Genomic DNA, 26,068 nt, shown 5'->3' with positions numbered 1-26,068 from the left:
CGGTTCCAGCGATTTAATGGGGGTTAATCCGGGCTGCTGTCCGGGGTGAGCAGCGCGCTCACCAGGGCGCGTACGGATGTGGTGAACAGCTTCTCAGGATCGGCGGGCCGGGCCAGTGCGCGGGCGAGTGCCGGGTCGTGTTCGGCGGTGACGGCGGACCACAGATCGCCTTCGCCGGGGGACTGCACGGGGGCGCGTTCGCGGTTGCGCTCGACCAGCAGGAAGCCGACGACCTGGAACTGGACGGCGCGTACCGCTTCCGCGGCCCGGGCGCCGCGCAGGCCGGCCGCGTGCACCTCGTGGACCAGGGCCTGCTGGGCCGGGAGGAACATCCGTTCCGTCAGGCCGCGTTCGTGGACCATCGCGATCAGGTGCGGGCGGGCGCGCAGTTCGCGGCGGAGGGTTCGGGCGACGGAGACGACGCGGTCGGCGGGGGTGCGGCCGCGCGGGGTGATGGCGCCCATCTCCTCGACGGTCCGCTCGACGAGGGCGTCCAGGAGCGACTCGCGGTTGCCGACGTGCCAGTAGATCGAGGTGACCGCCGTACCGAGCTCGGCGGCGAGCTTGCGCATGGTGAGGGAGGCGGGGCCGTGCTGTTTGACGAGAGCCGTGGCGGCCTCCAGGACCTCTTCGCGGGTCAGGGCGGTGCGTGGCATGGGGCCCCCAATTCTCGTGCGTGCACGCCTATTTACCCTTCATGTCCCTCGGTGTAACTGTGTTACAGACTACCGAGCTGCAGGCTGCCGACGAGAGCGAAAGCGAAAGGCGGTACGACATGGCACGCGTACGGTACGGCGCGCGGACCGAGGCCGAGATCACGGCGGCGCGCGAATCCAGCACCAAGCTCCCCGACATCTGGTCGACCGGTGTGGTGGCCCTCTGGGAGAGCGACCCGGACGCGGTGGCGGCCGTACTGCCGCCGCCGCTCAAGCCCGCCGAGCGGCCGCTCGTACGGGCCAACATCAGCAAGGTCGACCTGCCCGGCTACCCGCTGGGCGCCGGTTCGGTGGCGGTCGCCGCCGTCCACGACGGGATCACCGGCTGGTACCCCCTGGTCATGCCGATGACCCACGAACGGGCCCTGATCGGCGGCCGCGAGGTCTTCGGTGAGCCGAAGAAGCTGGGCGAGGTGACCGTCGACCGCGACGGCCTGGTCGTACGGGCGGCGCTCGCCCGGCACGGCATCGCCTTCGTCGAGGTGCGGGGCGCTGTGGAAGGCCCCCTGCCGCTGCCCGAACCGGCGGAGAAGGTCGACTTCTACTTCAAGTTCCTGCCGGCGGTGGACGGCCGCGGCTTCGACGCCGACCCGGTCCTCGTGCACTGCGTCCGCAACGAGAAGGTGCGCAAGCTGGAGCGGATCACGGGCGACGTGGTGCTGCGCGAGTCGATGTACGACCCGGTCGCGGATCTGCCCGTACGCCGCGTCGTGGAGATCACCATCGGCGAGAAGACCACCGACCAGAAGGGCAGGGTGGTGGAACGGGTGAGCGCGCAGGCCCTGCTCCCGTACATCCACCAGCGCTACGACGACCCGCAGCAGATCCTCGACGGCCCGCCGGAAGGGAGCGTCGTCTGATGCGGCTGCGCGAGGGGCAGGTCGCCGTCGTCACGGGCGCGGCGAGCGGCATCGGGCTGGCGATGGTCCGGCGGTTCGCGGCCCAGGGGCTCAAGGTCGTACTCGCCGACGTGGAGGAGGGGGCGCTGGACAAGGCCGCCGCCGAACTCCGGGCGGAGGGCGCACAGGTGCTCGCCCGTGTCGTCGACGTCAGCGAACGGGAGTCCGTCACCGCGCTCGCGGACGCGGCGTACGACACCTTCGGCGCGGTGCACGTGCTGTGCAACAACGCGGGGGTCGGCTCCGGCGCGGAGGGCCGCATGTGGGAGCACGAGGTGAACGACTGGAAATGGGCGTTCGCGGTGAACGTCTGGGGCGTGTTCCACGGCATCCAGGCGTTCGTTCCACGGATGCTCGCGGGCGGCGAACCCGGGCACGTCGTCAACACGTCGTCGGGCGACGGCGGAATAGCCCCGCTGCCGACCGCGTCCGTGTACGCCGTCACCAAGGCGGCCGTCGTGACGATGACCGAGTCGCTGTACGCACATTTGCGGGCGGAGAGCGTTCCCGTGAGCGCTTCCGTGCTGTTCCCCGGACCCCACATGCTCCGCACGGGGCTGTGGGAGTCGCACCGGAACCGGCCGTCGCGCTACGCCAAGGAACGGCCGCGCAGGACGCCGTACCGCAGCCTCGGGCAGTGGGAGACGGCGATGAGGGAGGCGGGGCACGAGATCGAGTTCACGCCGGTCGAGGAGGTCGCCGAGACCGTCGTGGAGGGGATCACCGCAGACCGTTTCTGGATGCTGCCGGCGAGCGAGCACAGCGACCGGCAGATCCGCGCGAGGGCGCAGTCGATGCTCGACCGCGCCAATCCGTCGTACCTGGAGAACTTCATTCTCGACTGAGGGGGACATGCGATGACAGAACAGAGCGATCCGTACCTGATCATCTCCTCCGACTGCCACGCCGGTCTGCCGACCGAGCAGTACCGGCCCTACCTGGACAGCGCCTTCCACCGCGACTTCGACGAATTCCTCGGGCAGCGCGACGCCCGCCGCGAGGAGATGACGCGCCTCGGCGTACGCAACGAGGCCTTCGCCGCCAAGTGGTTCCAGGACAACGAGGAGGGGCTGCGCGGCGGCTGGGACACGGCCCAGCGGCTCAAAGAGCTCGACGGCGACGGGGTGGCCGCCGAGGTCGTCTTCCCCGACGCCGATGCCGTAGACAGCCAGACCGCCGCACCCTTCGGCGTCGGCCTCGGCCTCTCCGGCGACCAGGACCCCACCCTGGGCATGGCGGGCGCGCAGGCGCACAACCGGTGGCTCGCCGAATTCGTTTCCCAGAACCCCGAACGGCACTGCGGCGTAGCGCTCCTGCCCATCACGGGCGAAGTGGAGAAGGTCGTCGCAGAGATCCACCGGGCCAAGGAGTCCGGGCTCGGCGCGCTGATGATCCCCTCGATGTGGGTCGACAGGCCGCCGTACCACGACCGCCGTTACGACCCGGTGTGGGCGGCGGCGGCCGAGACGCGCATGCCGATCGTGACCCACTCGGGCGCCGCGCCGCGCCACGAATACGGCGACCACCTGGGCATCTACGTCTCCGAGGTCACGTGGTGGCCCGCCAGGCCGCTGTGGTTCCTGCTGTGGTCGGGCGTCTTCGAGCGCCACCCCGGGCTGCGGTTCGGTGTCGCGGAGTCCGGCTGCTGGTGGCTGCCGAACCAGCTGTGGTTCATGGACCGTCTGTACCTGGGCGCGCACGGGGGCAAGAAACTCTCCCCCTTCGCCGAGCTGAAGCGGCCGCCGAGCGAGTACCTGGACCGGCAGGTCTTCATCTGCGCCACCAACACCAAGCGCCGCGAACTCGCCCAGCGGTACGAGATCGGCGTGGACAACATCCTGTGGGGCAGCGACTTCCCGCACCCCGAGGGCACCTGGCCCGACACGCGCGCGTGGCTGAAGCGCACCTTCCACGACATCCCCGTCGGCGAGACCCGCCGCATCCTGGGCCTGGCGGCGGCGGACGTCTTCGGCTTCGACACGGCGAAGCTCACCCCGCTCGCCCGGCGCATCGGCCCGACGCCGCAGGAACTGGGCCAGCCGGACGACCAGCCGGCCGTCGAGGCGTCCTGGGCGAGGTCGCGCGAGGTGGGCCGGCACTGGCTGACCGACCACGACTTCCCGCAGCTGGGAGTTTCACCATGACCGACGACCGCTACACCGTCATCTCCGCCGACTGCCACGCGGGCGCCGATCTCCTCGACTACAAGCCGTACCTGGAGAAGCGGCACCACGACGACTTCGACGCGTGGGCGGCGACGTACGTCAATCCGTACGAGGACCTCCTCGCCGACACCGCCGACCGCAACTGGAACTCCGCCCGGCGCCTGGCCGAGCTGGAGGCGGACGGCATCGTGGCGGAAGTGGTGTTCCCGAACACCATCCCGCCCTTCTTCCCCAGCGCATCGCTGATGGCCCCCGCGCCCACCCGCGAGGAGTACGAGCAACGCTGGGCGGGCCTGCGCGCGCACAACCGCTGGCTGGCGGACTTCTGCGAGGACGCTCCCGGGCGGCGGGCAGGCGTCGCGCAGATCCTCCTCAACGACGTCGAAGAGGCGGTACGCGAGATCCGCCGCACCAAGGCGGCAGGCCTCACCGGGGGCATCCTGCTGCCGGGGGCACCGCCGGGCTCCGGCATACCGGAGCTCTACTCGTCGACGTACGACCCGATCTGGGCGGTCTGCGAGGAGCTGGAGGTCCCCGTCAACCACCACGGCGGGTCCGCCTCCCCACCGCTCGGTGACGAGCCGGCCGCCCGCGCCGTCTTCATGGTGGAGACGACGTGGTTCTCGCACCGGGCCCTGTGGCACCTGATGTTCGGCGGGGCGTTCCGCCGCCACCCCCGCCTGAAGCTGGTCCTCACCGAACAGGGTTCGGGCTGGATCCCGGGCGTGATCGAGATGCTCGACTACTACCACTCCCGTCTGGTGGCGGCAGCGACCCGCGCGTCCACCGCCGAGTCGAAGTTCGGCGCGGGACTGGCCGCTTCGATGGGCAACAGCCCCAGCGACGTCTGGCGTGACAACTGCTACGTCGGCGCGAGCTTCATGCGGCCCCACGAGGTGCCGCTGCGCGACCGGATCGGCCTCGACAAGATCATGTGGGGCAGCGACTACCCCCACGACGAAGGTACGGCGCCGTACTCCCGCGAGGGCCTGCGGATCGCGTACGCCGGACTGCCGCGCGAGGAGATCGCGGCCATGGTCGGCGGCAACGCGGCCCGCGTGTACGGCTTCGACCTCGCCCTCCTCGACCCGATCGCGGCGAAAGCCGGCCCCACCGTGGGGGAGATCCACGAGCCCCTCACCGAGATCCCGCCCGACGCGACGAGTCCGGCCTTCGCGCCGGGCGGGTCGGTACGCGTCTGGTGACGGCGCGGGTGAGACCCTCCCCGGGTGACCGAGCAGCAGACTCATGACGAAGCCCACGGGGGAGCCCTCGGCGCGCGCCTGAACTGGCTGCGCGCGGGGGTGCTCGGGGCGAACGACGGCATCGTCTCCACCGCCGGCATCGTCGTCGGCGTCGCCGGGGCGACCGACGAACGGTCGGTGCTCCTGACGGCGGGCCTCGCCGGGCTGCTGGCCGGGTCGATGTCGATGGCGGCGGGGGAGTACGTATCGGTGTCGACGCAGCGCGACTCGGAGGAGGCGGCGCTGGCCCAGGAGAAGCGGGAGCTGCGCGAGGAGCCGGAGGCGGAACTGGCGGAGCTGACCGAACTGCTGGCCGCGCGTGGCCTGTCCGAGGAGGTGGCCCGCGAGGCCGCCCAGCAGCTCACCGAACGCGACGCGCTGCGCGCGCACGCGCGCGTGGAGCTCGGCATCGACCCCGAGGACCTCACCACCCCCTGGCACGCGGCGGCCGCCAGCTTCGTCGCCTTCACGGTGGGCGCACTGCTCCCGCTCCTGGCGATCGTCCTCCCGCCCCCGTCCTGGCGACTCCCGGTCACGGTCGTCTCGGTCCTGCTCGCCCTGGCCCTGACGGGCTGGAGCAGCGCCAGGCTGGGCGCCGCGCCGCCGAGGCCGGCGGTGCTGCGGAACATGGCGGGCGGGGCGCTGGCCATGGCAGTTACGTACGGGGCGGGGTCGTTGTTGGGGGCGGCGGGGGTTTAGGGGCGGTGAAGGAGCCGCTCGGGGGGGATGAGGTGCGTACCGTGCACGGTCGTGGCGAGGTTCGTGTGAATCACGAGGTTCTCCAGGCCGGCGAGCGGAGACAGGTCGATGGGACCTGCGCAGTTACCCAGGGAGATCAACGTCAGGTGCGGCAGGTCCCGCAGAGCCTCCAGCCCCGAGACGAGCCGACACTTGTGCAAGCGCAGCATTTCGAGGTCCTGGTAATGCACCACGGATGCTAGGTCGAGGGCGGACTGGTCGGCCATCTGCAAAGTGGTCAGTCGGATCGGGGTACGTCGCCGGGCCAGTTGTGCGCCCTGCGTGTCGCCCGTGATGCTCAGCGTTTGAAGGCGGGGCCACCGTTCGAGCCCGTCGAGCCCGATGGTGCCCGCCTCTCCGAGAAGGTTGAGAGACCGGAGTTCGGGACCGGCCGGGATGTCCCCAACCCTCCCGACTGCAGGGAGGAAGAAGGAGATCACCAAGGAATGCAGCGAGGGGAGTCCCGCAAGCGGGGCCAGCGACAGTCCTTCGGAGAGCCGGATGAGCATCAGTTGCTGGAGAGGTAACGACCTGAGTGGCGCGAGATCCGTCACCGACAGGCACTCCTCGATGCCGAGCGACTCCAGGCGTGGCAGTGCGGCGAGGGGGGACAGGTCGCGCAGCCCGTGGTCCCTGTTGAGGAACAGCGCTTCGAGTGAGGTGTGAGCGGTGAGCTCCGCCGGGAGGCCGTGATCGCCTTCGAGCCAGACGTAGGAGAGGTGACGCAGCCTGGGAAGCTCCGCCACCTGTGCGGGCGTACGCACCTTGAGGTACGTCTTCGGCAGTGTGGCGCCGGACAGCACCTCGTCCACGTACTCTCCGGTGTCGAAGGCGCTCCACTGGCTGGAGATCTCGAACGCGACCGGGAACCGACCGTCCTCGCGGAACCTGGCGATGACCTCCAGTGCCGCGTCACCGCCGACCAGCCCCGCCGTCCGGATGACCGCGCCGGCACTTGCCTCGTCCAACCCCTCCGGTCCGGGCAGCAGCTCCAGTACCAGCTCCCCTACTTTGGCCAGTTCCTCCGCCTCCTCCACCCGGCGCGGCGGCAGCAACTCCTCCGTCCTGGCTTGCACATCGGCCCGCACCACCGGATCCAGCTCCGGCGCATGCTCCAGACACGCCGCCGCCAGCAGCACCAGCCGATGCCGCCACCGCTTGGCCTTGTCCGCTCGGCGCAGTAACTGCCGCAGCAGCCGTGCCCGTTCCTCTACGCGCGCGTGACCGACCGCCATCCGGACCACGTCGTCCCACTGGTCGTCGTGCGCGTTGCTCACCAGCACACCGAAGTCCCGAGCCTCTACCGCCGCCTTCGCGCCCAGGTAGTCCTGGAAAGTGCGGTGTACGAACTCCCACTGGCCCGGAATCGGTTCGCGCAGTAACCCGCTGCGGATCAGCAGATGGGAGAAGACCTGGTCGGCGTCCCCCTGGATCTGCGGCATGGCGGTCAGACACTCGCCGATCACGTGCATGCCGTCCTGGCGAGCCACCTCAGTCAGGCCGTTACGGATCAGCCAGTACGCGAGCCGTTGCAGCAGTAGCGTCTGTTCGTCGCGGGAGAGGTCGACGCCCTCGGTGCCCGTGATCTCGCGTTCCGTGTCGCGCCGTACGAGCAGCATGTCCAGCGCCGCGTCGTACAGCTCCTTCCGCGCACGCGGGAGCTGCATCCGGCGGTCGCGGTTCAGGGCGCACAGCAGAGCGCACATCAGCGGGTTGGTGGCGATCCGGCTCAAATCCCGGCGACTGGTGATGGCCCGCACCAAGGACTGCTCGTACGTGTCGAGCCGACCCCGTTCCGCGTCCGACACGCACTCCTCGCGTGCCGCGTCGTGCCAGTGCACGACGAACGCACGGATGTCCTCACGCTCCATGGGGAGCAGGGTGTGCGCGACGAAGTCCTGGCCTGCCAGCCAGTCCTCCGGTACGGCCGACGGCCGCGTCGTCACCACGTACCGTGCGCGCGGGAAGGCCGCGATCAGCGACTTCAGCCATGTTGCGGTATGGCTGCGCAGCCGCATAGGGACCTCGTCCACGCCGTCGACCAGCACAAGCGCCCGCCCGCTGCTCAGCAGGGATTCCGCCCACCCTGTCGGCGCGGAACCGTGCAGTGGCACTCCCGCCGCCCGTAGGAAATCCTCCGGCATCGGCAGCGTGTCCGGTGTGTTGAAGGACCGCAGCCGCAGTACGAACGGAACGCACCGGTTCCAGTTGTCCAGCTCCTGGCCGAAGGTGCGCCGCGCCGCGTTGAGTGCCAGCCACTGCACCAGCGTGCTCTTCCCGGATCCGGCGGGCCCGCGCAGGAGCAGCCGGTCCGTTGCGGACAGTGCCTGCTCGGCCTTCACCACGCTCTGGCCCGGGTGCGGGATTCCCAGTTCGCTCCGGTGCTCAGTACTCACCGCGAGGCTGATGTACGCCGTGTCCAGTGGCCATTCCTTGCGCGACTGGTCGATGGTGAGCCCGAACAGCTCCAGCCGCCCGTGCGTCCCCGCCACGAAGTCCGCGTACCGCTGCTCGAAGGCCAGTGCCTCCGCGTCCGGGCGCGGGCCCACCCTCGCCCGTACGTCCGCCACCAGCTCCCGCGTGCGTCCGGCCGCCCGCGTCTGTTCCACCGCCGCCCGCGCGGGGAACTGGGGGTGCGCCGTCAGTTGCTCCACCAGATGCGCGCAGCACAGGTCGAGCAGCTCGCCGTACAGGTCCTCGGCCCGCGAGCCCAACCCGGCCACCGGCCGTCGTAACTCGGCCGCCAGCCGCACCGGGTCCAGGTCCAGCGCGAACAGCCGCTCGGGGCCGATCTCACCCGCCGCCTCGAACGCGTCCCGTACCGCGTCCGCCGCCGCCAGCCGCTCCGCCTCCGGCAGTCCGGCGTACGAGGAGTCGGACAGCCGGCGCCCCAGCACCTTCGCCAGCCTCTCCGGGCTTGCCGGGCGCGGCAGCGGGCGGACCGGGGCGCTGACCAGGCCCGCACCGGGGCGAGGGATCAGGAGGGACTTGGCCGCCGCGCCGGCGACCGTTCCCGCGAGCCGGGCGAGGACTAATTCGAGACCCTGCAACGGTGTTCCTCCCGGCGTACGTCTCGGCGGACAATGCATCGTATGCCGAATGACCTGACTGACACCGGCCCAACTCCCTACCACACACCCCGCTTTGATGCCCTCGTCGCCGAGGCGGGCCGCATCGCGACCGGCCTCGGCCACGGGCACACCGGCGCCGAGCATCTCCTCCTCGCCGTCGTGCGCGACCCCGACGCCGTACCGACGCGGGTGCTCGCCGAGCTCGTCGAGCCCGCCGACATCGAGAAGCGGCTGCTGGCGCTCATGACGTCACCGGCGTACCACGAGAACCGCTGATCGCCCCTGGCCGGCGCTGACGGATCGTCTTACATACTTGTGGGTAACAACCCCTAGCCGAGCGCTCACCTGCGCCTCTATCGTGCGGGCATGCCGAACCTGCCCGATGTCGTGCTGTGGTCGATACCCGCCTTCGTACTGCTCACCCTTCTCGAAATCGTGAGCTACCGCCTCCATCCCGACGAGGACGCCGCCGGGTACGAGACCAAGGACGCCGTCACCAGCGTCAGCATGGGGCTCGGCAGTATCGCGTTCGATCTGCTCTGGAAGATCCCGATTGTCGCGATCTACATGGCGGTGTACGAGCTGACGCCCGCCCGCGTCCCCCTCCTCTGGTGGACGATTCCGCTGATGCTGCTCGCGCAGGACTTCTTCTACTACTGGTCCCACCGCGGCCACCACGTCATCCGCATCCTCTGGGCCTGCCACGTCGTCCACCACTCCAGCCGCAAGTTCAACCTCACCACCGCCCTGCGCCAGCCCTGGACGACGCTCACCGTCTGGCCGTTCTACCTGCCGCTGATCGCGTGCGGCGTGCACCCGGCCGCGCTCGCCTTCTGCTCGTCCGCGAACCTCGTCTACCAGTTTTGGGTGCACACCGAGCGCGTCGGCAAGCTGCCGCGCCCCTTCGAGTACGTCCTGAACACGCCGTCCCACCACCGCGTCCACCACGCCTCCCAGGGCGGCTACCTGGACCGGAACTTCGGCGGCATCCTCATCCTCTGGGACCGGCTCTTCCGCTCGTTCGCCGCCGAGACCGAGCGGCCCGTCTTCGGCCTGACGAAGAACATCAGCACCTACAACCCGCTGCGCGTCGCCACCCACGAGTACGCCGCCATCGCCCGCGACGTACGCGCGGCAACCACCTGGCGCGAGCGCGCGGGCCGGATATTCCGCGGCCCGGGCTGGCAGCCGCGCCGCCCGGCGGAGTCGGGAGTCACCGGGCAGACGCAGGAAGCCGCTGCGGGAGGCACCGCGTGAGCGCCACCAGCGGGTGGTCCCGGGGGCTGCTCGCCGCCTTCGTCGTCGCGGCCCTCGCCGACCTCGGCTCGCTCATCGCAGGGGCCGACCCCGGCCACATGATCGCCAAGCCACTGCTGATGCCGCTGCTCGCGGCGTACGCGGCCGTGCGCGGCGCACCGCGCCTGCTCGTCGTCGCGCTGCTCTTCGGCTGGGGCGGCGATGTGTTCCTGCTCGCCGACGCGGACTGGGCCTTCCTCGTCGGTATGGCGTCCTTCGCCGCCGGACACGTCTGCTATCTCCTGCTGTTCGGACGCGACAGCCGTACCAGCCGTACGTCCAAAGTCCTCGGCGCCGGGTACGCCGTCGCACTCCTCACCACCGTCGCCCTCCTGTGGCCCGACCTCCCCGCCGAACTGCGCATCCCGGTGGCCGGATACAGCCTGTTGCTCACCGCCATGGCATGGCGAGCGAGTGGCCTCGGTCTGTACGCCGGACTCGGCGGCGCACTCTTCCTGCTCTCCGACACCCTCATCGCCACGGGCGTCGCCGAGTGGCCCCAGCTGCCCGCACCCGACTTCTGGATCATGCTCACCTACGCGGCCGCGCAGTATCTGCTGGTCACAGGGGTGCTGGGGCGGCGGCAGGAGGCCCCGGCCGCTCCGTCGGCGTACCATCAAGGCCGCACAACCGGTACAACCGTCTGAGCACCAGGTCAGTGACGCCTGACATGCGAACGGGCCGCCCGGATGGAGTCCGGGCGGCCCGCTCGCACGCGTACGTGCCTACTTCTTGGTCACGGCGTCCAGCGCGTCGGCGATGCCGACCCCGTAGAAGCCGTTGTAGTTCTTACCGCCCTCGCACACCGCGTCGATCTTGCCGTCGCCGTTGATGTCGTACGGGTCGGTGCACGGCGCCGCGTCCGCCTGGCTCGCCAGGAGGGACTTGACGCGCTTCGCCGAGGCGTGCGGGTGTGTGCTCTTGATGAGCGCCGCCACACCCGCGACGTGGGGGGAGGCCATCGACGTACCGGCCATGTAGCCCCACGTGCCGCCCGGAACCGGGCCCAGGATCAGACCGCTCACCGCTGGAGGCGCCGGCCGCTGGTACGCCGTGCTGTCGCCGCCCGGAGCCGCGATGTCGATGACACCGTGACCGTAGTTCGAGAACGACGACTTGATGCCCTTCGCGCCGGTCGAAGCGACGGTCACGACGCCCGGCAGCTGCGTCGGAGCGTCGAGGCACTCGCTCGGGTCGATGTCGCGCGGCACCGGGGTGGTGTCGTTCGGGCTCGTCGTGTCATTGATCGAGTCGGCCGCGAGGTCGTAGTTCGAGTTGCCGGCTGCGGCGACGTTCACCGCGCCCTTCTTCTCGGCGTACCGCGAGGCCCGGACGATGGCGTCGACGAGCGCCTTCTGGTCCGGGTCGTCCTTGCAGTTGAACATCCACGGGTCGGTGTAATAACTGTTGTTCGTTACGTCGACACCGTGCTCGGCCGCCCACACGAAGCCGCAGACCACCGACTCGGTGTAGAAGAAGCCGGCCGTCGTGGACACCTTGATGCCGGAGACCTTGACGCCCGGCGCGACACCGGTGACGCCGACACCGTTCTTCGCGGCGGCTATCTCGCCCGCCACGTGCGTGCCGTGCGGGCTCTCCTCGGCCGACGGGCGCCAGGCGCCGTCCGCCGTATCGGGCTTGCCCGTCACGCAGTTGACCGACGCCTCGCGGTCGAAGTTCGGCGCCAGGTCCGGGTGCGTGTCGTCGACACCCGTGTCGATCACGGCGACCGTGACGTCCCTGCTGCCGAGCGTCTTCTCGTGGGCCTTGTCCGCCTTGATGGCGGGCAGGTCCCACTGCAGCGGCTGCAACGGGTCCTGGCCGGCGACCGCGAGCGCGGACGCCGCCTCGACCTCGGCGCCGGTGAGGGCCTTCGGCGTACCGACATCCTTCGTCGACTGGGCGGGCAGCGGCGCCGTACGGGTCGCACCCGCCGACTGCACGCCCTTGACTCCCCGCATCGTCTTCGCGAACGCGTCGTTCGACGAGTGGACGACGATCACGCCTATCTGGTCGTACGCGTGGACAATCGTGCCGCCGGCCCGGCCGATGGCCTTCTTCACCCTGTCCGAATTGCCCTTGCCGGGGCGTACGTTGACGACGTAACTCAGCGGCGTGCCCGCTGTCTCGGCGAGCGCCGGCCTGGCATCGAGCGTGCCCGGCGTACCGAGCGCGTCGGCCGACGTCGCCGACGCGGTGCCCGGCAGGAACGCGAGCGCGGCGGTGATGGCCATGCCCGCGGATATGGCCACGGTGCGGCGGGACCGCGGGGTGCGGTGCGGCGTCATAAAGCCTCCGGTTCGCTGAAGCGGTCGGGTACTCGGGCGGTCACCGCTTGACGGCGTCGAGAGCGTCGACGACACCGGAGCCGTAGTAGCCGTTGTAGTTCTCGCCGCCCTCACAGGTGGTGGCCTCGACCCACTTGCCGGCCGAGTCGTAGACGTGCGTCGGGCAGCCCGGGTTGTCGGCCTGCGCCTTGAGCAGCGCCTGGAGCTGCGCCGGAGTCGCCTTCGGGTACGTGCTCTTCAGCAGCGCGGCTACGCCCGCGACGTGCGGGGTGGCCATCGAGGTGCCCTGCTTGTAGCCGTAACCACCGTTCAGGACGGTCGACAGGACCCGGCCGTTGGCGTCCGGCGTGGCCGGGATCTGCCACTTGTCGCCGCCGGGGGCCGCGACGTCGGCGACGCCGTACCCGTAACTGGAGTAGTACGACTTGACGTTCTTGTCGCCCGTCGCGGTGACCGTCATGACGCCCGGCAGCTGCGTCGGGATGTCGAGGCACTCCGACGGGTCGATGATCCGGTCGCTCGGGGTGGTGTCATTGGGGCTGGAGTTGTCGAGGATCTCGTCGGCCGACAGGTCGAAGTTGGAGTTGCCCGCCGCCGCGACATTCAGGGCACCCTTGCGCTCCGCGTACTTCGTCGCGCGCGTCAGGGCGTCCAGGAGCGCCTTCTGGTCCGGGTCGTCCTCGCAGTTGAACATCCATGGGTCGACGTAATAGCTGTTGTTCGTTACGTCGATGTCGTTCTCCGCGGCCCACACGAAGCCGCACACGACCGCCTCGGTGAAGAAGAGGCTGGTGCCCGGCTCGCTGACCTTGATGCCCGCGAGCTTCACGCCCGGCGCGACACCGGCGACGCCAAGACCGTTGCGCGGAGAGGCGATCGTACCGGCGACATGCGTGCCGTGGTCGCTGCCGTCGGCGTACGGACGCCAGGCGCCCTCCGAGGAGTCCGCGACGCCGCCGACACAGTTGGCCGACTGGGACTTGGAGAAGTTCGGCGCCAGGTCCGGGTGGGTGTCGTCGACACCCGTGTCGATCACGCCGACGGTGACCTTGCTGCTGCCGTCATTGACCTTGGCGGCCTTGTCCGCACCGATGGCGCGGATGTCCCACTGGTTGGCCTCCAGCGGCTCCTGGCCGGGCGCCGCGGCGGCCTCGGCCTTCGCGGCCTCGGCCGCGGACAGCTTCTGGGTGGTGCCTTCCTCGGTGATACCGACCGGCGTGAGCGGCGCGGTGCGGGTCGCGCCCGCCGAAGCCACGCCCCTGGCGGCACGTATCTGCTTGCCGAAGTCCGGGTTCTGCGAGTGGACGACGATGACACCTATCTGGTCGTAGGCGTGCACCACGGTGCCACCGGCAGCGGCGATCGCCCGCTTCACCGACGCGCTCGTGCCGTGGCCACCCTTGGTGTTGACCACGTACGACAGCTTCGGACCTGTGGCGGTCGAGGCCGCCGTCACGGCGGGGCCGTCCAGCGGTGCGGCCGAGGCGGCCGCTCCGGGCAGGAAGCCGAGCGTAGCCGTGAGAGCCAGTCCGACGGGCAGGGCCAGTGTGCGCTGCCGTCTGGATCCCAGATGAGCCATGGGTTCTCCACATCATCCGTAAGAGCCGCCCCTGCGCGGGTGCACATGAGCGGGTACATGACGAGTGAAGCTAGCGCCGATCATGCGTTCGTATCAACGTGTTGGGAAAAGAAATGGCGGATGCCGAACCGAGTCGTGATGCGATCCGTGCCGTTGTCAGGGGGACGAGCATCACAAGCCCCCCACCTGTGAGGTCACTTTGTCCACCCCACCCACCCCACCCGTCGCACCCGCGTCGCGAGGAGATTCCGTGGCAACCGATGCACCACCGCCCCAGGGCGGCCCGGGCCTGATCCGGACAGGGCACACGACAGAGGAATTCGTCGAGGTGCAGGAGAGCGCCGAATTCGGTGAACTGCGCCGTGCCCACCGTTCCTTCGCCTTCCCCCTGACGATCGCCTTCATCGCCTGGTACCTGCTGTACGTCCTGCTGTCCAACTACGCGGGCGGCTTCATGGGAACCAAGCTCTTCGGCAACATCAACGTCGCTCTCGTCCTCGGCCTCGCCCAGTTCGCGACCACCTTCCTCATCGCCTGGTTCTACTCGCGGCACGCCGCCACACAGCTCGACCCGAAGTCCGAGGCGATCAAGTCCCGTCTGGAGAGCGACGCATGAGCCCCGCGCTGACCACGGCGACCACGCTCCAGTTCGCCGCCGCCGGCGACGCCAGCGAGCACCGGCCGCTTATCATCACCCTTTTCGGTCTTTTCGTCGTCGCCACCCTGTTCATCACGGTTTGGGCGGGTCGTCAGACCAAGAGCGCCTCCGACTTCTACGCCGGCGGGCGCCAGTTCACCGGTTTCCAGAACGGCCTCGCCATCTCCGGCGACTACATGTCCGCCGCGTCCTTCCTCGGCATCGCCGGCGCCATCGCCCTCTTCGGTTACGACGGCTTCCTCTACTCCATCGGCTTCCTGGTCGCCTGGCTGGTCGCGCTGCTCCTCGTCGCCGAGCCGCTGCGCAACTCCGGCCGCTACACGATGGGCGACGTCCTCGCGTACCGCATGCGCCAGCGCCCCGTGCGCACCGCCGCGGGCACCTCCACCATCGTCGTGTCGATCTTCTACCTGCTCGCGCAGATGGCGGGCGCGGGCGTACTGGTCTCGTTGCTCCTCGGCATCACCAGCGACGCCGGCAAGATCCTTATCGTCGCCCTGGTCGGCGTCCTGATGATCGTGTACGTCACCATCGGCGGCATGAAGGGCACGACCTGGGTCCAGATGGTGAAGGCCGTCCTGCTCATCGCGGGCACCCTGCTGATCACTTTCCTGATCCTGCTGAAGTTCAACTTCAACCTCTCCGACCTGCTCGGTACGGCGGCCTCCAACAGCGGCAAGGGCTCCGCGTTCCTGGAGCCGGGCCTCAAGTACGGCCTCACCGCCACCTCGAAGCTCGACTTCATCTCGCTCGGCATCGCCCTGGTCCTCGGCACCGCCGGCCTGCCGCACATCCTGATCCGCTTCTACACGGTCCCCACGGCCAAGGCCGCCCGTAAGTCCGTGAACTGGGCGATCGGCATCATCGGCGCCTTCTACCTCATGACGATCGTGCTCGGCTTCGGCGCCGCCGCGATCCTCAAGCCCGGCGACATCATCGCGTCCAACAAGGCAGGCAACACGGCGGCCCCGCTCGCAGCCCTGGAGATCGGCGGCGGCGCCGGCTCCGCGGGCGGCGCGATCCTGCTCGCCGTGATCTCCGCCGTCGCGTTCGCCACCATCCTCGCGGTGGTCGCGGGCCTCACCCTGGCGTCCTCGTCGTCGTTCGCGCACGACATCTACGCCAACGTCATCCGACGCGGCAAGGCCACCGAGAAGGAAGAGGTACGGGCCGCACGCTGGGCGACGGTCGCCATCGGCGTCGTCTCCATCGCGCTCGGCGCCCTCGCCCGCGACCTGAACGTGGCCGGTCTGGTCGCCCTCGCCTTCGCGGTCGCCGCCTCCGCCAACCTGCCGACGATCCTCTACAGCCTCTTCTGGAAGAAGTTCACGACGCAGGGCGCCCTGTGGTCCATCTACGGCGGCCTGGTCACCTCCGTGGGCCTCGTGCTCTTCTCGCCCGTCGTCTCCGGCAAGCCCTCGTCGATGTTCCCGAGTGCGGACTTCGCGTGGTTCCCGCTGGAGAACCCCGGACTGATCTCGATCCCGCTCGGCTTCCTGCTCGGGTGGCTCGGGTCCGTACTGTCGAAGGACGAGCCGGACAAGGGGAAGTACGCGGAGCTGGAGGTCAAGTCACTCACCGGCATCGGCGCGCACTGAGCGTACTGAGGGCACGGAGCGCACCTCTTTTCCCACAGCGGGGGCTTTGTGGCCGCGTCGTAGAGTCATACGACGCGGCCACACCGCTCCCGTGGTATCGGAGCCCTGTTGTTGTCAGAGGTGTCGCGTAGGCTCGACAACGTTCGAGAAAGACGAATCCCGGATCGGGGAGTGGGTCGAGGATGCTTATCGACACTTATGGCCGAGTAGCCACTGACCTGCGTGTTTCGCTCACCGACCGCTGCAATCTGCGCTGTACGTACTGCATGCCCGAGGAGGGTCTGCAGTGGCTGGCGAAGCCGGATCTGCTCACCGACGACGAGATTGTCCGGCTGATCGGCATCGCGGTGACCGACCTCGGCGTGACCGAGGTGCGCTTCACCGGCGGCGAGCCGCTGCTGCGCCCCGGTCTGGTCGGGATAGTCGAGCGTTGCGCCGCACTCGCGCCGCGCCCCAAGATGTCCCTCACCACCAACGGAATCGGCCTCAAGCGCACCGCCGTCGCCCTCAAGGCGGCCGGCCTGGACCGGGTCAATGTCTCGCTCGACACCCTGCGCCCCGACGTCTTCAAGACCCTCACCCGCCGCGACCGTCACCACGACGTGATCGACGGCATGGAGGCCGCCCGCGACGCGGGCCTGACCCCGGTCAAGGTCAATGCCGTCCTGATGCCCGGGCTCAACGACGACGAGGCTCCCGACCTGCTCGCCTGGGCCGTCGAGAACGCGTACGAGATGCGCTTCATCGAGCAGATGCCGCTCGACGCACAGCACGGCTGGAAGCGCGACGGCATGATAACCGCCGGTGACATCCTGGAATCCCTGCGTACGCGCTTCACGCTCACGGCCGAGGGCGAGGACGAGCGCGGTTCGGCGCCCGCCGAGCGCTGGGTCGTCGACGGCGGCCCGCACCGCGTCGGCGTCATCGCCTCCGTCACCCGGCCGTTCTGCCGGGCGTGCGACCGGACCCGGCTCACCGCCGACGGTCAGGTACGGACGTGCCTGTTCGCCCGCGAGGAGTCGGACCTGCGCGGGGCCCTGCGCTCCGGCGCCCCGGACGAGGAGATCGCCCGGCTGTGGAAGCTGGCGATGTGGGGCAAGAAGGCGGGCTCCGGACTCGACGACCCGTCCTTCCTGCAGCCCGACCGCCCCATGTCAGCTATCGGAGGCTAAAGCGTCCATTAGTCGCCTCCGGCGACGGAACCCTCCCACTCCTCCAGCGTCACGACGTCCTTCAGGAAGCCGCGCACGCCGAGGAATTGGGACAGGTGCTCCCGGTGCTCGTCGCACGCGAGCCACGTCTTGCGGCGCTCCGGCGTGTGCAGCTTCGGGTTGTTCCAGGCGAGAACCCACACGGCGGCGGAGCGGCAGCCCTTGGCGGAGCAGACGGTGGCGCCGACATCGGACGAACCGGGAAAAAGAAGGGAATCAGGGGAGTTCACGCACTCAACCCTAGGTCAAAAAGGCGACGCCGAGCAGCCACGGGGGGAGCTGCCCGGCGTCGGTCCGTCGCTCCGACGGGGGATGCGGAGCGCCTACGAAGTATGTCACGCGACACGGGGTGTGGTGCACCGGAACTTCATGATTGATCTGAGCTTTTATTGAGCTTTGCAGACCGGGCGGGATCAACTCTGTTCATGCGCCTGTTGTTCACGGCCCGGTCCCGAGGCCTCCGGAGCCGGTTCGTCGGCGGCCGGTTCGGCGGGGCGCTCCAGGGCCGGGCGGACGGGCGTCGGAATGTAGGCCGAGGGCAGCGAAGGCCTCTCCCGGCCACCGTTGGCGATGACCACGGCGATGTACGGGAGGAGAAGGCCCAGAGCCAGGGCCACGATCGCGACGTGCCGCTGCACGTCCCACAGGACCGCGGCCAGGATCACGGCGACCGTCCGTATCGACATCGAGATCACATACCGGCGCTGCCGGCGGCGCACATCGTCGGCCAGCCCCTGCCGGGCTCCGGTGATCCGGAAGACCTCGGTTCCGCTGTGCTTCCGCATCACGTTCCACCACCCGATTCCGCGCCGGACGCTCCCTGACCGGACGCCTTCCACGGTACGCCGAGGGTCCGCCGCGTTCGAGATCGGGGCATCCCTTACCTGCGCGTACCTGCGCGCACGCCCACCGCCGGATCACGTATGGCGGTGTCCGGCATGCGCTGTACGGGCGACCGCCCGAGACTGGGCAACACATGCGCACACCGCGCCGATGAGGAGGCGACATGAGTTGGTTGTGGGCAATCATCGTGGGTCTGGTCCTCGGTCTGCTCGCCAAGGCGATCATCCCCGGCAAGCAGCAGATCCCGCTGTGGCTGACGGTGGTGTTCGGCATCCTCGGCAGCATCGTCGGCAACTCTGTCGCCGCGGGCATCGGCGTCGACGACACCAAGGGGATCGACTGGATCCGGCATCTGCTGCAGCTGATCGGCGCCATCGTGATCGTCGGAGTCGGCGACATGCTGTGGGCATCGATGAAGGGCAAGAGACGCCGGACGACCTGAGCGACGTGCGCCTGTACGTACAGCCATATGGGCAAAGAGAAGCGGCCGGGCGTGGAATCCCACGCTCCCGGCCGCTTCTGGGCGCGTAAGCGACTCAGCCGGCCGCGACCTCGATCGCCGCCAGGTTCTTCTTGCCCCGCCGCAGCACCAGCCAGCGGCCGTGCAGCAGGTCGTCGGGCGCCGGTACGGCGTCCTCGTCGGCGACCTTGACGTTGTTCACGTAGGCCCCGCCCTCCTTGACCGTGCGCCGGGCGGCCGACTTGCTCGGGGCCAGCCCGACCTCCACGAAGAGGTCCACGACGGACCCGAGCTCCGCGACCTTGGCGTGCGGCAGCTCGGACAGCGAAGCGGCCAGCGTCGCCGCGTCCAGACCGGCGAGCTCGCCCTGCCCGAACAGCGCCTTCGACGCCGCGATGACCGCCGCGCACTGCTCGGCGCCGTGCACCAGCGTCGTCAGCTCCTCGGCCAGCGCACGCTGGGCGGCGCGGGCCTGAGGCCGCTCCTCCGTCAGCTTCTCCAGCTCTTCGAGCTCGGTGCGGCTCTTGAAGCTGAGGATGCGCATGTACGGCGCGATGTCCCGGTCGTCCACGTTCAGCCAGAACTGGTAGAACGCGTACGGCGTGGTCATCTCCGGGTCGAGCCAGACGGCGCCGCTCTCGGACTTGCCGAACTTGGTCCCGTCCGCCTTGACCATCAGCGGCGTCGCCAGCGCGTGCACGTTCGCGTGCGGCTCCAGGCGGTGGATCAGGTCGAGACCCGCCGTGAGGTTGCCCCACTGGTCGCTGCCGCCCTGCTGGAGCGTGCAGCCGTAGCGCCGGTACAACTCCAGGAAGTCCATGCCCTGAAGCAGCTGGTAGCTGAACTCCGTGTAGCTGATGCCCTGGTCGGACTCCAGCCGCCGGGCGACGGAGTCCTTCGCGAGCATCTTGCTGACGCGGAAGTGCTTGCCGATGTCCCGCAGGAACTCGATCGCGGACATGCCCGCGGTCCAGTCCAGGTTGTTGACCATGACGGCCGCGTTCGGCCCCTCGAAGGACAGGAAGGGCTCGATCTGGCCGCGCAGCCGCGTCACCCAGTTCGCGATCGTCTCCGGGTCGTTCAGCGTGCGCTCCGCGGTCGGCCGCGGGTCACCGATCTGGCCGGTGGCCCCGCCCACCAGGGCGATCGGCCGGTGCCCGGCCTGCTGGAGCCGGCGCACGGTGAGGACCTGCACCAAGTGCCCCACGTGCAGGCTGGCCGCTGTCGGGTCGAAGCCGCAATAGAACGTGACCGGACCGTCCGCGAGCGCCTTACGCAGTGCGTCCTCGTCAGTGGACTGGGCGAACAGCCCGCGCCACTTCAGCTCGTCGACGATGTCCGTCACGGTCTTGAGTCTCCTTGAACGATGTGAACAGTGTTTGAACGCTGAGGATTGCTCTCGGCCAGTCTATGGGCGTCATACGCCCTTACTGACCGAACTCATATTGAAGTCCGGGATGCGCAGCGCGGGCATCGAGGCCCGGGTGAACCAGTCGCCCCACTCACGCGGCAGTGTTTTCTCCACTCGCCCGGCCTCGGCGGCCCGCGACAGCAGGTCGACCGGCGACTCGTTGAACCGGAAGTTGTTCACCTGGCCGACGACCTCGCCGTTCTCGACGAGGTAGACGCCGTCCCGGGTCAGTCCCGTCAGCAGCAGCGTCGCCGGGTCGACCTCGCGGATGTACCAGAGGCAGGTCAGCAGCAGCCCGCGCTCGGTACCGGCCACCATCTCCTCCAGCGACCGCTCGCCCCCGCCGTCGAGGATGAGATTGCCGATCCCCGGGGCCACCGGCAGCCCGGTCAGCCCCGCGCTGTGCCGCGTCGAGATCAGCCGCTCCAGCCTGCCGTCCCGCATCCAGTCCGTCGGGGAGAGCGGCAGCCCGTTGTCGAAGACGGACGAGTCGTCCCCCGAGGAGTGTGCGACGACGAAGGGCGCCGACTCCAGCCCGGGCTCGTTCGGGTCGCTGCGCAGCGTCAGCGGCAGCTCGGACAATGTCTCCCCCACCCGAGTCCCTCCGCCGGGCTTGCTGAACACCGTCCGCCCCTCCGCGGCGTCCCGGGCCGCCGACGACCACATTTGATAAATCAGCAGGTCGGCGACGGCGGTGGGCGGCAGCAGCGTCTCGTACCGCCCCGCCGGGAGCTCGATCAGACGCTCGGCCCAGCCGAGCCGCGTGGCCAGATCGGCGTCGACGGCCGCCGGGTCCACGTCCTTGAAGTCCCGCGTGGAGTACCCGGCCCAGGCGGAGCGCGTACGGTCCGGTGACTTGGCGTTGATCTCCAGCGTGCCGTTGGGCTGGTCGTGCCGCAGGCGCAGACCCGTCGACGTACCGAGGTAGGTCGACGTCATCTCGTGGTTCGCGAAGCCGTACAGCTCGCGGCCCCCGGCGCCGGCGCGGGCGAAGGCCTCGCCGAGTGCGGGCGCGAAGTCGGTGAAGACGCTGGAGGAGGTCTCGGCGGGCGCGTCCCTGAAGTCCGGGGAGTCCGGCACCCCGGACACCAGCGGCTGGGCGTCCTCCGCCGGCCCGGCGCCACGTGCCGCGGCTTCGGCGGCCTGTACCAGCGGCTCAAGATCATCAGCGGTCACGGCAGACCGCGACACCACCCCGGACGCGGTCCCTTCCGTACCGTCGACGGTCGCGATGACGGTGAGGGTGCGCCCGCGAGTGACGCCGTTGGTCGTCAGCGCGTTGCCCGCCCAGCGCAGATTGGCGGAGGAATTCTCGTCGGCGATGACGACGCAGCCGTCGGCCGTGGACAGCTCCAGCGCCCGCTCGACGATCTCGTACGGCTTGGCTGTGCGGCTCATCGACCGGCCTCCTGCGTCGTGTTGAGGATGTTGACCCCGCGGAAGAGAGCCGAAGGACACCCGTGCGAGACGGCCGCGACCTGGCCCGGCTGGGCCTTGCCGCAGTTGAAGGCGCCGCCCAGGACGTACGTCTGCGGGCCGCCGACCGCGGTCATCGAGCCCCAGAACTCGGTGGTCGTCGCCTGGTACGCGACGTCGCGCAGCTGGCCCGCGAGCCGCCCGTTCTCGATCCGGAAGAAGCGCTGCCCGGTGAACTGGAAGTTGTAACGCTGCATGTCAATGGACCACGACCGGTCCCCGACCACGTAGATACCGCGCTCGACGCCCCCGATCAGGTCCTCGGTCGAGAGCCCGCCCGGATCAGGCTTCAGCGACACATTGGCCATCCGCTGCACCGGCACGTGCCCGGGCGAGTCGGCGTACGCGCAGCCGTTCGAGCGCCCGAGCCCCGTCAGCTTCGCGATGCGCCGGTCCAGCTGGTAGCCGGTGAGCGTGCCGTCCTTGATCAGGTCCCAGGACTGCGCCTCGACACCCTCGTCGTCGTACCCCACCGTGGCGAGCCCGTGCTCGGCGGTCCTGTCACCCGTCACATTCATGATCGACGACCCGTACGCCAGCTTCCCCAGCTGGTCGAAGGTGGCGAAGGAGGTCCCGGCGTACGCCGCCTCGTACCCCAGCGCACGGTCCAGCTCGGTCGCGTGCCCGATCGACTCATGGATGGTCAGCCACAAATTGGAGGGGTCCACCACCAGGTCGTACGTCCCCGACTCCACACCCGGCGCGCGCATCTTCTCGGCGAGCAGCGACGGAATCCGCTCCAGCTCGCCGTCCCAGTCCCACCCCGTCCCGAGCAGGTACTCCCACCCCCGCCCGACCGGCGGCGCGATCGTCCGCATCGAGTCGAACTCACCACTCGTCGCGTCCACCGCGACCGCGGTGAGCTGCGGATGCAGCCGCACCCGCTGCTGGGTGGTGACGGTGCCGGCGGTGTCCGCGTAGAACTTGTTCTCCTGCACGGTCAGCAGCGAGGCGTCCACATGCGCGACGCCGTCGGCCGCCAGCAGCCGCGCGCTCCAGTCCGCGAGCAGCCCCGACTTCTCCTCGTCCGCCACGTCAAAGGGATTGATGTCGTACGACGAGACCCACGTCCGGTCCGCGTGCACCGGCTCGTCGGCCAGCTCCACCCGCTCGTCGGACCCGGCCGCCTTGATCACCTTCGCTGACAGCTTGGCCATCGCCACGGCCTGCCCCGCCACCCGCGCGGCGGCGTCCATGCTGAGGTCCACCCCGGACGCGAACCCCCAGCTGCCGCCGTGCACGACCCGTACCGCATACCCGAGGTCAGTGGTGTCGGAGGAACCCGACGGTTTGGCGTCACGCAGCCGCCACGCCGCGCTGCGCACCCGCTCGAAGCGGAAATCGGCATGGTCGGCGCCCAGCGCCCGGGCACGCGCGAGCGCCGCGTCGGCGAGCGCGCGCAACGGCAGCGCCGTGAACGCTTCGTCGATGGAATGAGGCACAGAGACTCCTGTCGTCGGGACCGGTCCCTCAGATCATGTCGCGCCCGGCTGCCCGTTGCCCACCGCTTTCTGTAGAGACCCGACAGCGACTTCTCCGTGGCGCTGTCAGGGGTCGATTCTCCGTACGTGGTCCGGTACCGATAGTTTCGGTCAGTACCAGACCGCTATCGAAAGGGTGATCCGTTGAGCCGCTCGGTTCTCGTCACCGGAGGAAACCGGGGCATCGGCCTCGCCATCGCCCGCGCTTTCGCCGACGCCGGCGACAAGGTCGCGTTCACGTACCGTTCCGGCGAACCGCCGGCCGCCCTCACCGAACTCGGTTGCCTCGCCGTCAAGTGCGACATCACCGACACGGAGCAGGTGGAGCAGGCCTACAAGGAGATCGAGGAGAAGCACGGTCCCGTGGAGGTGCTGGTGGCCAACGCCGGCGTCACCAAGGACCAGCTCCTCATGCGCATGTCCGAGGAGGACTTCACGTCCGTCCTCGACACCAACCTCACCGGCACCTTCCGGGTCGTCAAGCGCGCCAACCGCGGCATGCTGCGCGCCAAGAAGGGGAGGGTCGTACTGATCTCCTCCGTCGTCGGACTCCTCGGCTCGGCCGGGCAGGCGAACTACGCCGCGTCCAAGGCCGGTCTGGTCGGCTTCGCGCGTTCCCTCGCCCGTGAGCTGGGCTCGCGCAACATCACCTTCAACGTCGTCGCGCCCGGGTTTGTCGACACCGACATGACCGGCGTGCTCACGGACGAGCAGCGCAAGGGCATCGTCGCCCAGGTGCCGCTCGGCCGTTACGCGCAGCCGGAGGAGATCGCCGCCGCCGTGCGCTTCCTCTCCTCCGACGACGCGTCGTACATCACTGGAGCCGTCATCCCGGTTGACGGCGGATTGGGCATGGGTCACTGATCACATGAGTGGAATTCTCGACGGCAAGCGCATCCTCATCACGGGTGTGCTGATGGAGTCCTCCATCGCCTTCCACACCGCCAAGATGGCCCAGGAGCAGGGTGCCGAAGTCATCCTGACCGCCTTTCCCCGCCCCACGCTGACCGAGCGCATCGCGCGGAAGCTGCCGAAGCCGGCCAAGGTCATCGAGCTGGACGTCACGAACACCGAGCACCTGGACCGGCTGGAAGGCCTGGTCCGCGCGGAGCTCGGCGGCCTCGACGGCGTCGTCCACTCCATCGGCTTCGCGCCTCAGGACGCGCTCGGCGGCAACTTCCTCAACACGCCCTTCGAGTCCGTCGCCACCGCGATGCACGTCTCGGCGTTCTCGCTGAAGTCGCTCACCATGGCGTGCCGCCCGCTGATGGGCAGCGGCAGCTCGGTCGTCGGCCTCACCTTCGACGCCCAGTTCGCCTGGCCGCAGTACGACTGGATGGGCCCCGCCAAGGCCGCGCTGGAGGCCACCTCCCGCTACCTCGCCCGCGACCTGGGCCCGGACAACATCCGGTGCAACCTCATCTCCGCCGGACCGATCGGCTCCATGGCCGCCAAGTCCATCCCCGGCTTCGCGGAACTCGCGAGCGTCTGGGACAACCGCTCCCCGCTGAAGTGGGACATGTCCGACCCGGAGCCGGCCGGCCGCGGCGTCGTCGCGCTGCTCTCCGACTGGTTCCCGATGACGACCGGTGAGATCGTCCACGTCGACGGCGGCCTGCACGCAATCGGCGCGTAACCCCGCACAGCCCTCACGAAGCCGCGCGACCGTCCAGCAGACGGCGCGCGGCTTCCGTGCGCTGCGGCTCGCCCGCAGGGCGATGTACGCAGGGAGCCTGTCCACCCTCTGTGCGTGATCCGTCGCTTCAAGTCGAAAAGACGGGCTACTCCCCTCAGACTGAGGGAACCGGGACATACCCGGCGCTCTGTGGGGAGGAGGTGGCGCATGTGCGCCCGTCGAACCGTCGAGCGGCAGCATTCGTGCTGGCCTCGGTCGCAGTGGCCGGAATCGCTGCCCCAGCCGTTGCCCAGCGAGCAGCGGATCCCGAGCAAAGGCCCACAAAGAAGGTCGCCGAGAAGGTCACGCTTTTCGGTTCCACCTGCCGGACGACCATCGAGGGCTCGCGTGTCGTCGCGTACTGCCACAACCCGTTCCCCGAGTCCGACCTGGTCCAGCTGCACACCGAATGCGACCGCTGGTGGGACATCGACGCGGACGGCTCACCCGTCGAGGTCGGTCCGGCGCAGACAGTGCGGCTGACCGACCGCTGCTGGAAGGAAGTCCGAGCGGCCTGGGTCAGCCACCACCGGATGTAGCGCCGCGTACGGGCCGTTATGCAGCCCGTACGGGGCTACACCCGGTCCCCGAGGCACTTGAGCGAGTAGCCCGCCGCCTCGGTGGCCGCCGTCTCCGCGTCCCGCGCCCGGATCGCCTCGATCAGCCGCCCGTGATCCATGTGGTCCTCGGGGCGCAGCTCCTGCCCCACGTCGTCGCGCAGCCAGTCGCGCAGCAGGTCGCCGAGGTCGGCGTAGAGCCCGATGAGCACGTCATTGTGCGAGGCGGCGACCACCGCCAGGTGCAGCGTCGCGTCCGCGCGGACGAACAGCTCCGCGTCGCCCGAGGCCCACGCCTCCTCGCGCCGCGCGAGCACCGCGTCCAGCTGCCGCACATCACGCTCGGTACGCCGCTCCGCCGCCAGCCGGGCCGCCGACGACTCCAGGGTCGAACGCAGCTCCGCGATATGGCGCGGGTCGGCGCCCGCGAACCGGCGGTGCATGACGCCGGCCAGCTCGCTGGTGGCGATGACGTACGTACCGGATCCCTGCCGGATGTCCAGCAGCCCGTTGTGCGCCAGCGCGCGCACCGCCTCCCGGACGGTGTTGCGGGCCACGCCCAGCTGCTCGACCAGCTCGGGCTCGGTCGGGATGCGCGACCCCACCGGCCACTCGCCCGAGGTGATCTGGTTGCGCAGCTCAGTGATCACCTGATCGGCGAGAGCCGAACGCCGGGGAGAGGTCAGCGCCATGGTGCTCGTG

The 26,068-nt window shown here is 69.6% G+C and carries 25 protein-coding genes; 15 read left to right on the top strand and 10 right to left on the bottom strand.

Translation table 11 applies throughout. The features are described 5' to 3' along the window. Positions 1-23: 23 nt before the first annotated feature. The gene (locus ABZX79_RS27430) at positions 24-656 is read right to left on the bottom strand and encodes a TetR/AcrR family transcriptional regulator (protein WP_355263101.1); all 633 of its coding nucleotides are present in this window, start codon (positions 654-656) and stop codon (positions 24-26) included. A gap of 119 nt (positions 657-775) precedes the next feature. Between ABZX79_RS27430 and ABZX79_RS27425 the strand changes: the two genes are divergently transcribed. The 5 genes from ABZX79_RS27425 to ABZX79_RS27405 are packed head-to-tail and all read left to right on the top strand — an operon-like array spanning position 776 to position 5,723. Then, a complete protein-coding gene (locus ABZX79_RS27425) occupies positions 776-1,576 on the top strand; it encodes an acetoacetate decarboxylase family protein (RefSeq protein WP_355263098.1) in 801 nt (266 codons plus the stop codon). Next, complete coding sequence (locus ABZX79_RS27420) at positions 1,576-2,460, top strand: SDR family NAD(P)-dependent oxidoreductase (protein ID WP_355263095.1); 885 nt, start codon at positions 1,576-1,578, stop codon at positions 2,458-2,460. The genes ABZX79_RS27425 and ABZX79_RS27420 overlap by 1 nt, the downstream gene beginning before the upstream one ends. A gap of 12 nt (positions 2,461-2,472) precedes the next feature. Then, the gene (locus ABZX79_RS27415) at positions 2,473-3,759 is read left to right on the top strand and encodes an amidohydrolase family protein (RefSeq protein ID WP_355263092.1); all 1,287 of its coding nucleotides are present in this window, start codon (positions 2,473-2,475) and stop codon (positions 3,757-3,759) included. Then, entirely contained in the window at positions 3,756-4,985 is a 1,230-nt protein-coding gene (locus ABZX79_RS27410) for an amidohydrolase family protein (protein WP_355263089.1), read from the top strand. The genes ABZX79_RS27415 and ABZX79_RS27410 overlap by 4 nt, the downstream gene beginning before the upstream one ends. A 24-nt stretch (positions 4,986-5,009) precedes the next feature. Beyond that, on the top strand, positions 5,010-5,723 hold the full coding sequence (locus tag ABZX79_RS27405; RefSeq protein ID WP_355263086.1) for a VIT family protein: 714 nt from the start codon (positions 5,010-5,012) through the stop codon (positions 5,721-5,723). On the opposite strand, the gene ABZX79_RS27400 is transcribed toward ABZX79_RS27405, so the two are convergent. Beyond that, the gene (locus ABZX79_RS27400; RefSeq protein ID WP_355263083.1) at positions 5,720-8,812 is read right to left on the bottom strand and encodes an NACHT domain-containing protein; all 3,093 of its coding nucleotides are present in this window, start codon (positions 8,810-8,812) and stop codon (positions 5,720-5,722) included. The genes ABZX79_RS27405 and ABZX79_RS27400 overlap by 4 nt on opposite strands. Before the next feature lie 42 nt (positions 8,813-8,854). Between ABZX79_RS27400 and ABZX79_RS27395 the strand changes: the two genes are divergently transcribed. The 3 genes from ABZX79_RS27395 (at position 8,855) to ABZX79_RS27385 (ending at position 10,776) form a co-directional block, all read left to right on the top strand. Continuing rightward, on the top strand, positions 8,855-9,109 hold the full coding sequence (locus tag ABZX79_RS27395; protein WP_355263080.1) for a Clp protease N-terminal domain-containing protein: 255 nt from the start codon (positions 8,855-8,857) through the stop codon (positions 9,107-9,109). A gap of 90 nt (positions 9,110-9,199) precedes the next feature. After that, entirely contained in the window at positions 9,200-10,090 is an 891-nt protein-coding gene (locus ABZX79_RS27390; RefSeq protein ID WP_355263077.1) for a sterol desaturase family protein, read from the top strand. After that, complete coding sequence (locus ABZX79_RS27385) at positions 10,087-10,776, top strand: lysoplasmalogenase (RefSeq protein ID WP_355263074.1); 690 nt, start codon at positions 10,087-10,089, stop codon at positions 10,774-10,776. The genes ABZX79_RS27390 and ABZX79_RS27385 overlap by 4 nt, the downstream gene beginning before the upstream one ends. A gap of 78 nt (positions 10,777-10,854) precedes the next feature. Here the strand turns inward: ABZX79_RS27385 and ABZX79_RS27380 are convergent, their stop codons facing one another. Next, positions 10,855-12,417 carry a S8 family serine peptidase gene (locus tag ABZX79_RS27380; RefSeq protein ID WP_355263071.1) on the bottom strand — a complete coding sequence of 521 codons (1,563 nt, stop codon included), beginning with the start codon at positions 12,415-12,417 and terminating at the stop codon, positions 10,855-10,857. 40 nt (positions 12,418-12,457) lie between these two features. Then, positions 12,458-13,996 (bottom strand): S8 family serine peptidase, encoded by a 1,539-nt coding sequence (locus ABZX79_RS27375; RefSeq protein WP_355263068.1) that lies wholly within the window; start codon positions 13,994-13,996, stop codon positions 12,458-12,460. A 250-nt stretch (positions 13,997-14,246) separates the two neighbouring features. Between ABZX79_RS27375 and ABZX79_RS27370 the strand changes: the two genes are divergently transcribed. The 3 genes from ABZX79_RS27370 to moaA all read left to right on the top strand — a co-directional run bounded on the left by ABZX79_RS27370 (position 14,247) and on the right by moaA (position 17,424). Beyond that, positions 14,247-14,612, top strand: a complete 366-nt coding sequence (locus tag ABZX79_RS27370; RefSeq protein ID WP_355263065.1) for a DUF485 domain-containing protein — start codon at positions 14,247-14,249, stop codon at positions 14,610-14,612. Continuing rightward, on the top strand, positions 14,609-16,252 hold the full coding sequence (locus tag ABZX79_RS27365) for a cation acetate symporter (protein ID WP_355263062.1): 1,644 nt from the start codon (positions 14,609-14,611) through the stop codon (positions 16,250-16,252). The genes ABZX79_RS27370 and ABZX79_RS27365 overlap by 4 nt, the downstream gene beginning before the upstream one ends. Before the next feature lie 182 nt (positions 16,253-16,434). Further along, complete coding sequence (moaA, locus tag ABZX79_RS27360) at positions 16,435-17,424, top strand: GTP 3',8-cyclase MoaA (protein ID WP_355263059.1); 990 nt, start codon at positions 16,435-16,437, stop codon at positions 17,422-17,424. An 8-nt stretch (positions 17,425-17,432) separates the two neighbouring features. Here the strand turns inward: moaA and ABZX79_RS27355 are convergent, their stop codons facing one another. Both ABZX79_RS27355 and ABZX79_RS27350 read right to left on the bottom strand, forming a co-directional pair. Next, complete coding sequence (locus tag ABZX79_RS27355; RefSeq protein WP_355263056.1) at positions 17,433-17,693, bottom strand: hypothetical protein; 261 nt, start codon at positions 17,691-17,693, stop codon at positions 17,433-17,435. Positions 17,694-17,876: 183 nt separating this feature from the next. Continuing rightward, the gene (locus ABZX79_RS27350; RefSeq protein WP_355263053.1) at positions 17,877-18,248 is read right to left on the bottom strand and encodes a DUF3099 domain-containing protein; all 372 of its coding nucleotides are present in this window, start codon (positions 18,246-18,248) and stop codon (positions 17,877-17,879) included. A gap of 221 nt (positions 18,249-18,469) precedes the next feature. Here ABZX79_RS27350 and ABZX79_RS27345 point away from each other — a divergent pair, with 221 nt between their 5' ends. Next, positions 18,470-18,748, top strand: a complete 279-nt coding sequence (locus tag ABZX79_RS27345) for a GlsB/YeaQ/YmgE family stress response membrane protein (protein WP_355263050.1) — start codon at positions 18,470-18,472, stop codon at positions 18,746-18,748. Between the two features lie 94 nt (positions 18,749-18,842). Here ABZX79_RS27345 and tyrS read toward each other — a convergent pair whose 3' ends face one another. The 3 genes from tyrS to ABZX79_RS27330 all read right to left on the bottom strand — a co-directional run bounded on the left by tyrS (position 18,843) and on the right by ABZX79_RS27330 (position 23,095). Beyond that, positions 18,843-20,111: a tyrosine--tRNA ligase gene (gene tyrS / locus ABZX79_RS27340; protein ID WP_355263047.1), complete on the bottom strand. Its 1,269-nt coding sequence runs from the start codon at positions 20,109-20,111 to the stop codon at positions 18,843-18,845. Positions 20,112-20,183: 72 nt separating this feature from the next. Further along, positions 20,184-21,575, bottom strand: a complete 1,392-nt coding sequence (locus tag ABZX79_RS27335; RefSeq protein ID WP_355263044.1) for a metallopeptidase TldD-related protein — start codon at positions 21,573-21,575, stop codon at positions 20,184-20,186. Next, positions 21,572-23,095, bottom strand: coding sequence for a TldD/PmbA family protein (locus ABZX79_RS27330; protein WP_355263041.1), 1,524 nt, complete (start codon positions 23,093-23,095; stop codon positions 21,572-21,574). Before ABZX79_RS27330 ends, ABZX79_RS27335 begins: the two co-directional genes overlap by 4 nt. Before the next feature lie 183 nt (positions 23,096-23,278). Between ABZX79_RS27330 and fabG the strand changes: the two genes are divergently transcribed. From fabG to ABZX79_RS27315, 3 genes are all read left to right on the top strand, one after another. Further along, positions 23,279-23,998 carry a 3-oxoacyl-[acyl-carrier-protein] reductase gene (gene fabG / locus ABZX79_RS27325; protein WP_355263038.1) on the top strand — a complete coding sequence of 240 codons (720 nt, stop codon included), beginning with the start codon at positions 23,279-23,281 and terminating at the stop codon, positions 23,996-23,998. Between the two features lie 4 nt (positions 23,999-24,002). Next, the gene (gene fabI / locus ABZX79_RS27320) at positions 24,003-24,770 is read left to right on the top strand and encodes an enoyl-ACP reductase FabI (protein ID WP_355263035.1); all 768 of its coding nucleotides are present in this window, start codon (positions 24,003-24,005) and stop codon (positions 24,768-24,770) included. Positions 24,771-24,979: 209 nt separating this feature from the next. Beyond that, the gene (locus tag ABZX79_RS27315) at positions 24,980-25,348 is read left to right on the top strand and encodes a hypothetical protein (protein ID WP_355263032.1); all 369 of its coding nucleotides are present in this window, start codon (positions 24,980-24,982) and stop codon (positions 25,346-25,348) included. A 35-nt stretch (positions 25,349-25,383) separates the two neighbouring features. Here the strand turns inward: ABZX79_RS27315 and ABZX79_RS27310 are convergent, their stop codons facing one another. After that, a complete protein-coding gene (locus ABZX79_RS27310) occupies positions 25,384-26,058 on the bottom strand; it encodes a FadR/GntR family transcriptional regulator (RefSeq protein ID WP_355263029.1) in 675 nt (224 codons plus the stop codon). Positions 26,059-26,068 lie beyond the last annotated feature (10 nt).

Source organism: Streptomyces sp. NPDC002994, from assembly GCF_040611155.1.
GTDB lineage: Bacteria > Actinomycetota > Actinomycetes > Streptomycetales > Streptomycetaceae > Streptomyces.
The sequence above is the reverse complement of the archived record's forward strand: the minus strand, read 5'-3'. Positions and strand labels throughout refer to the sequence as shown.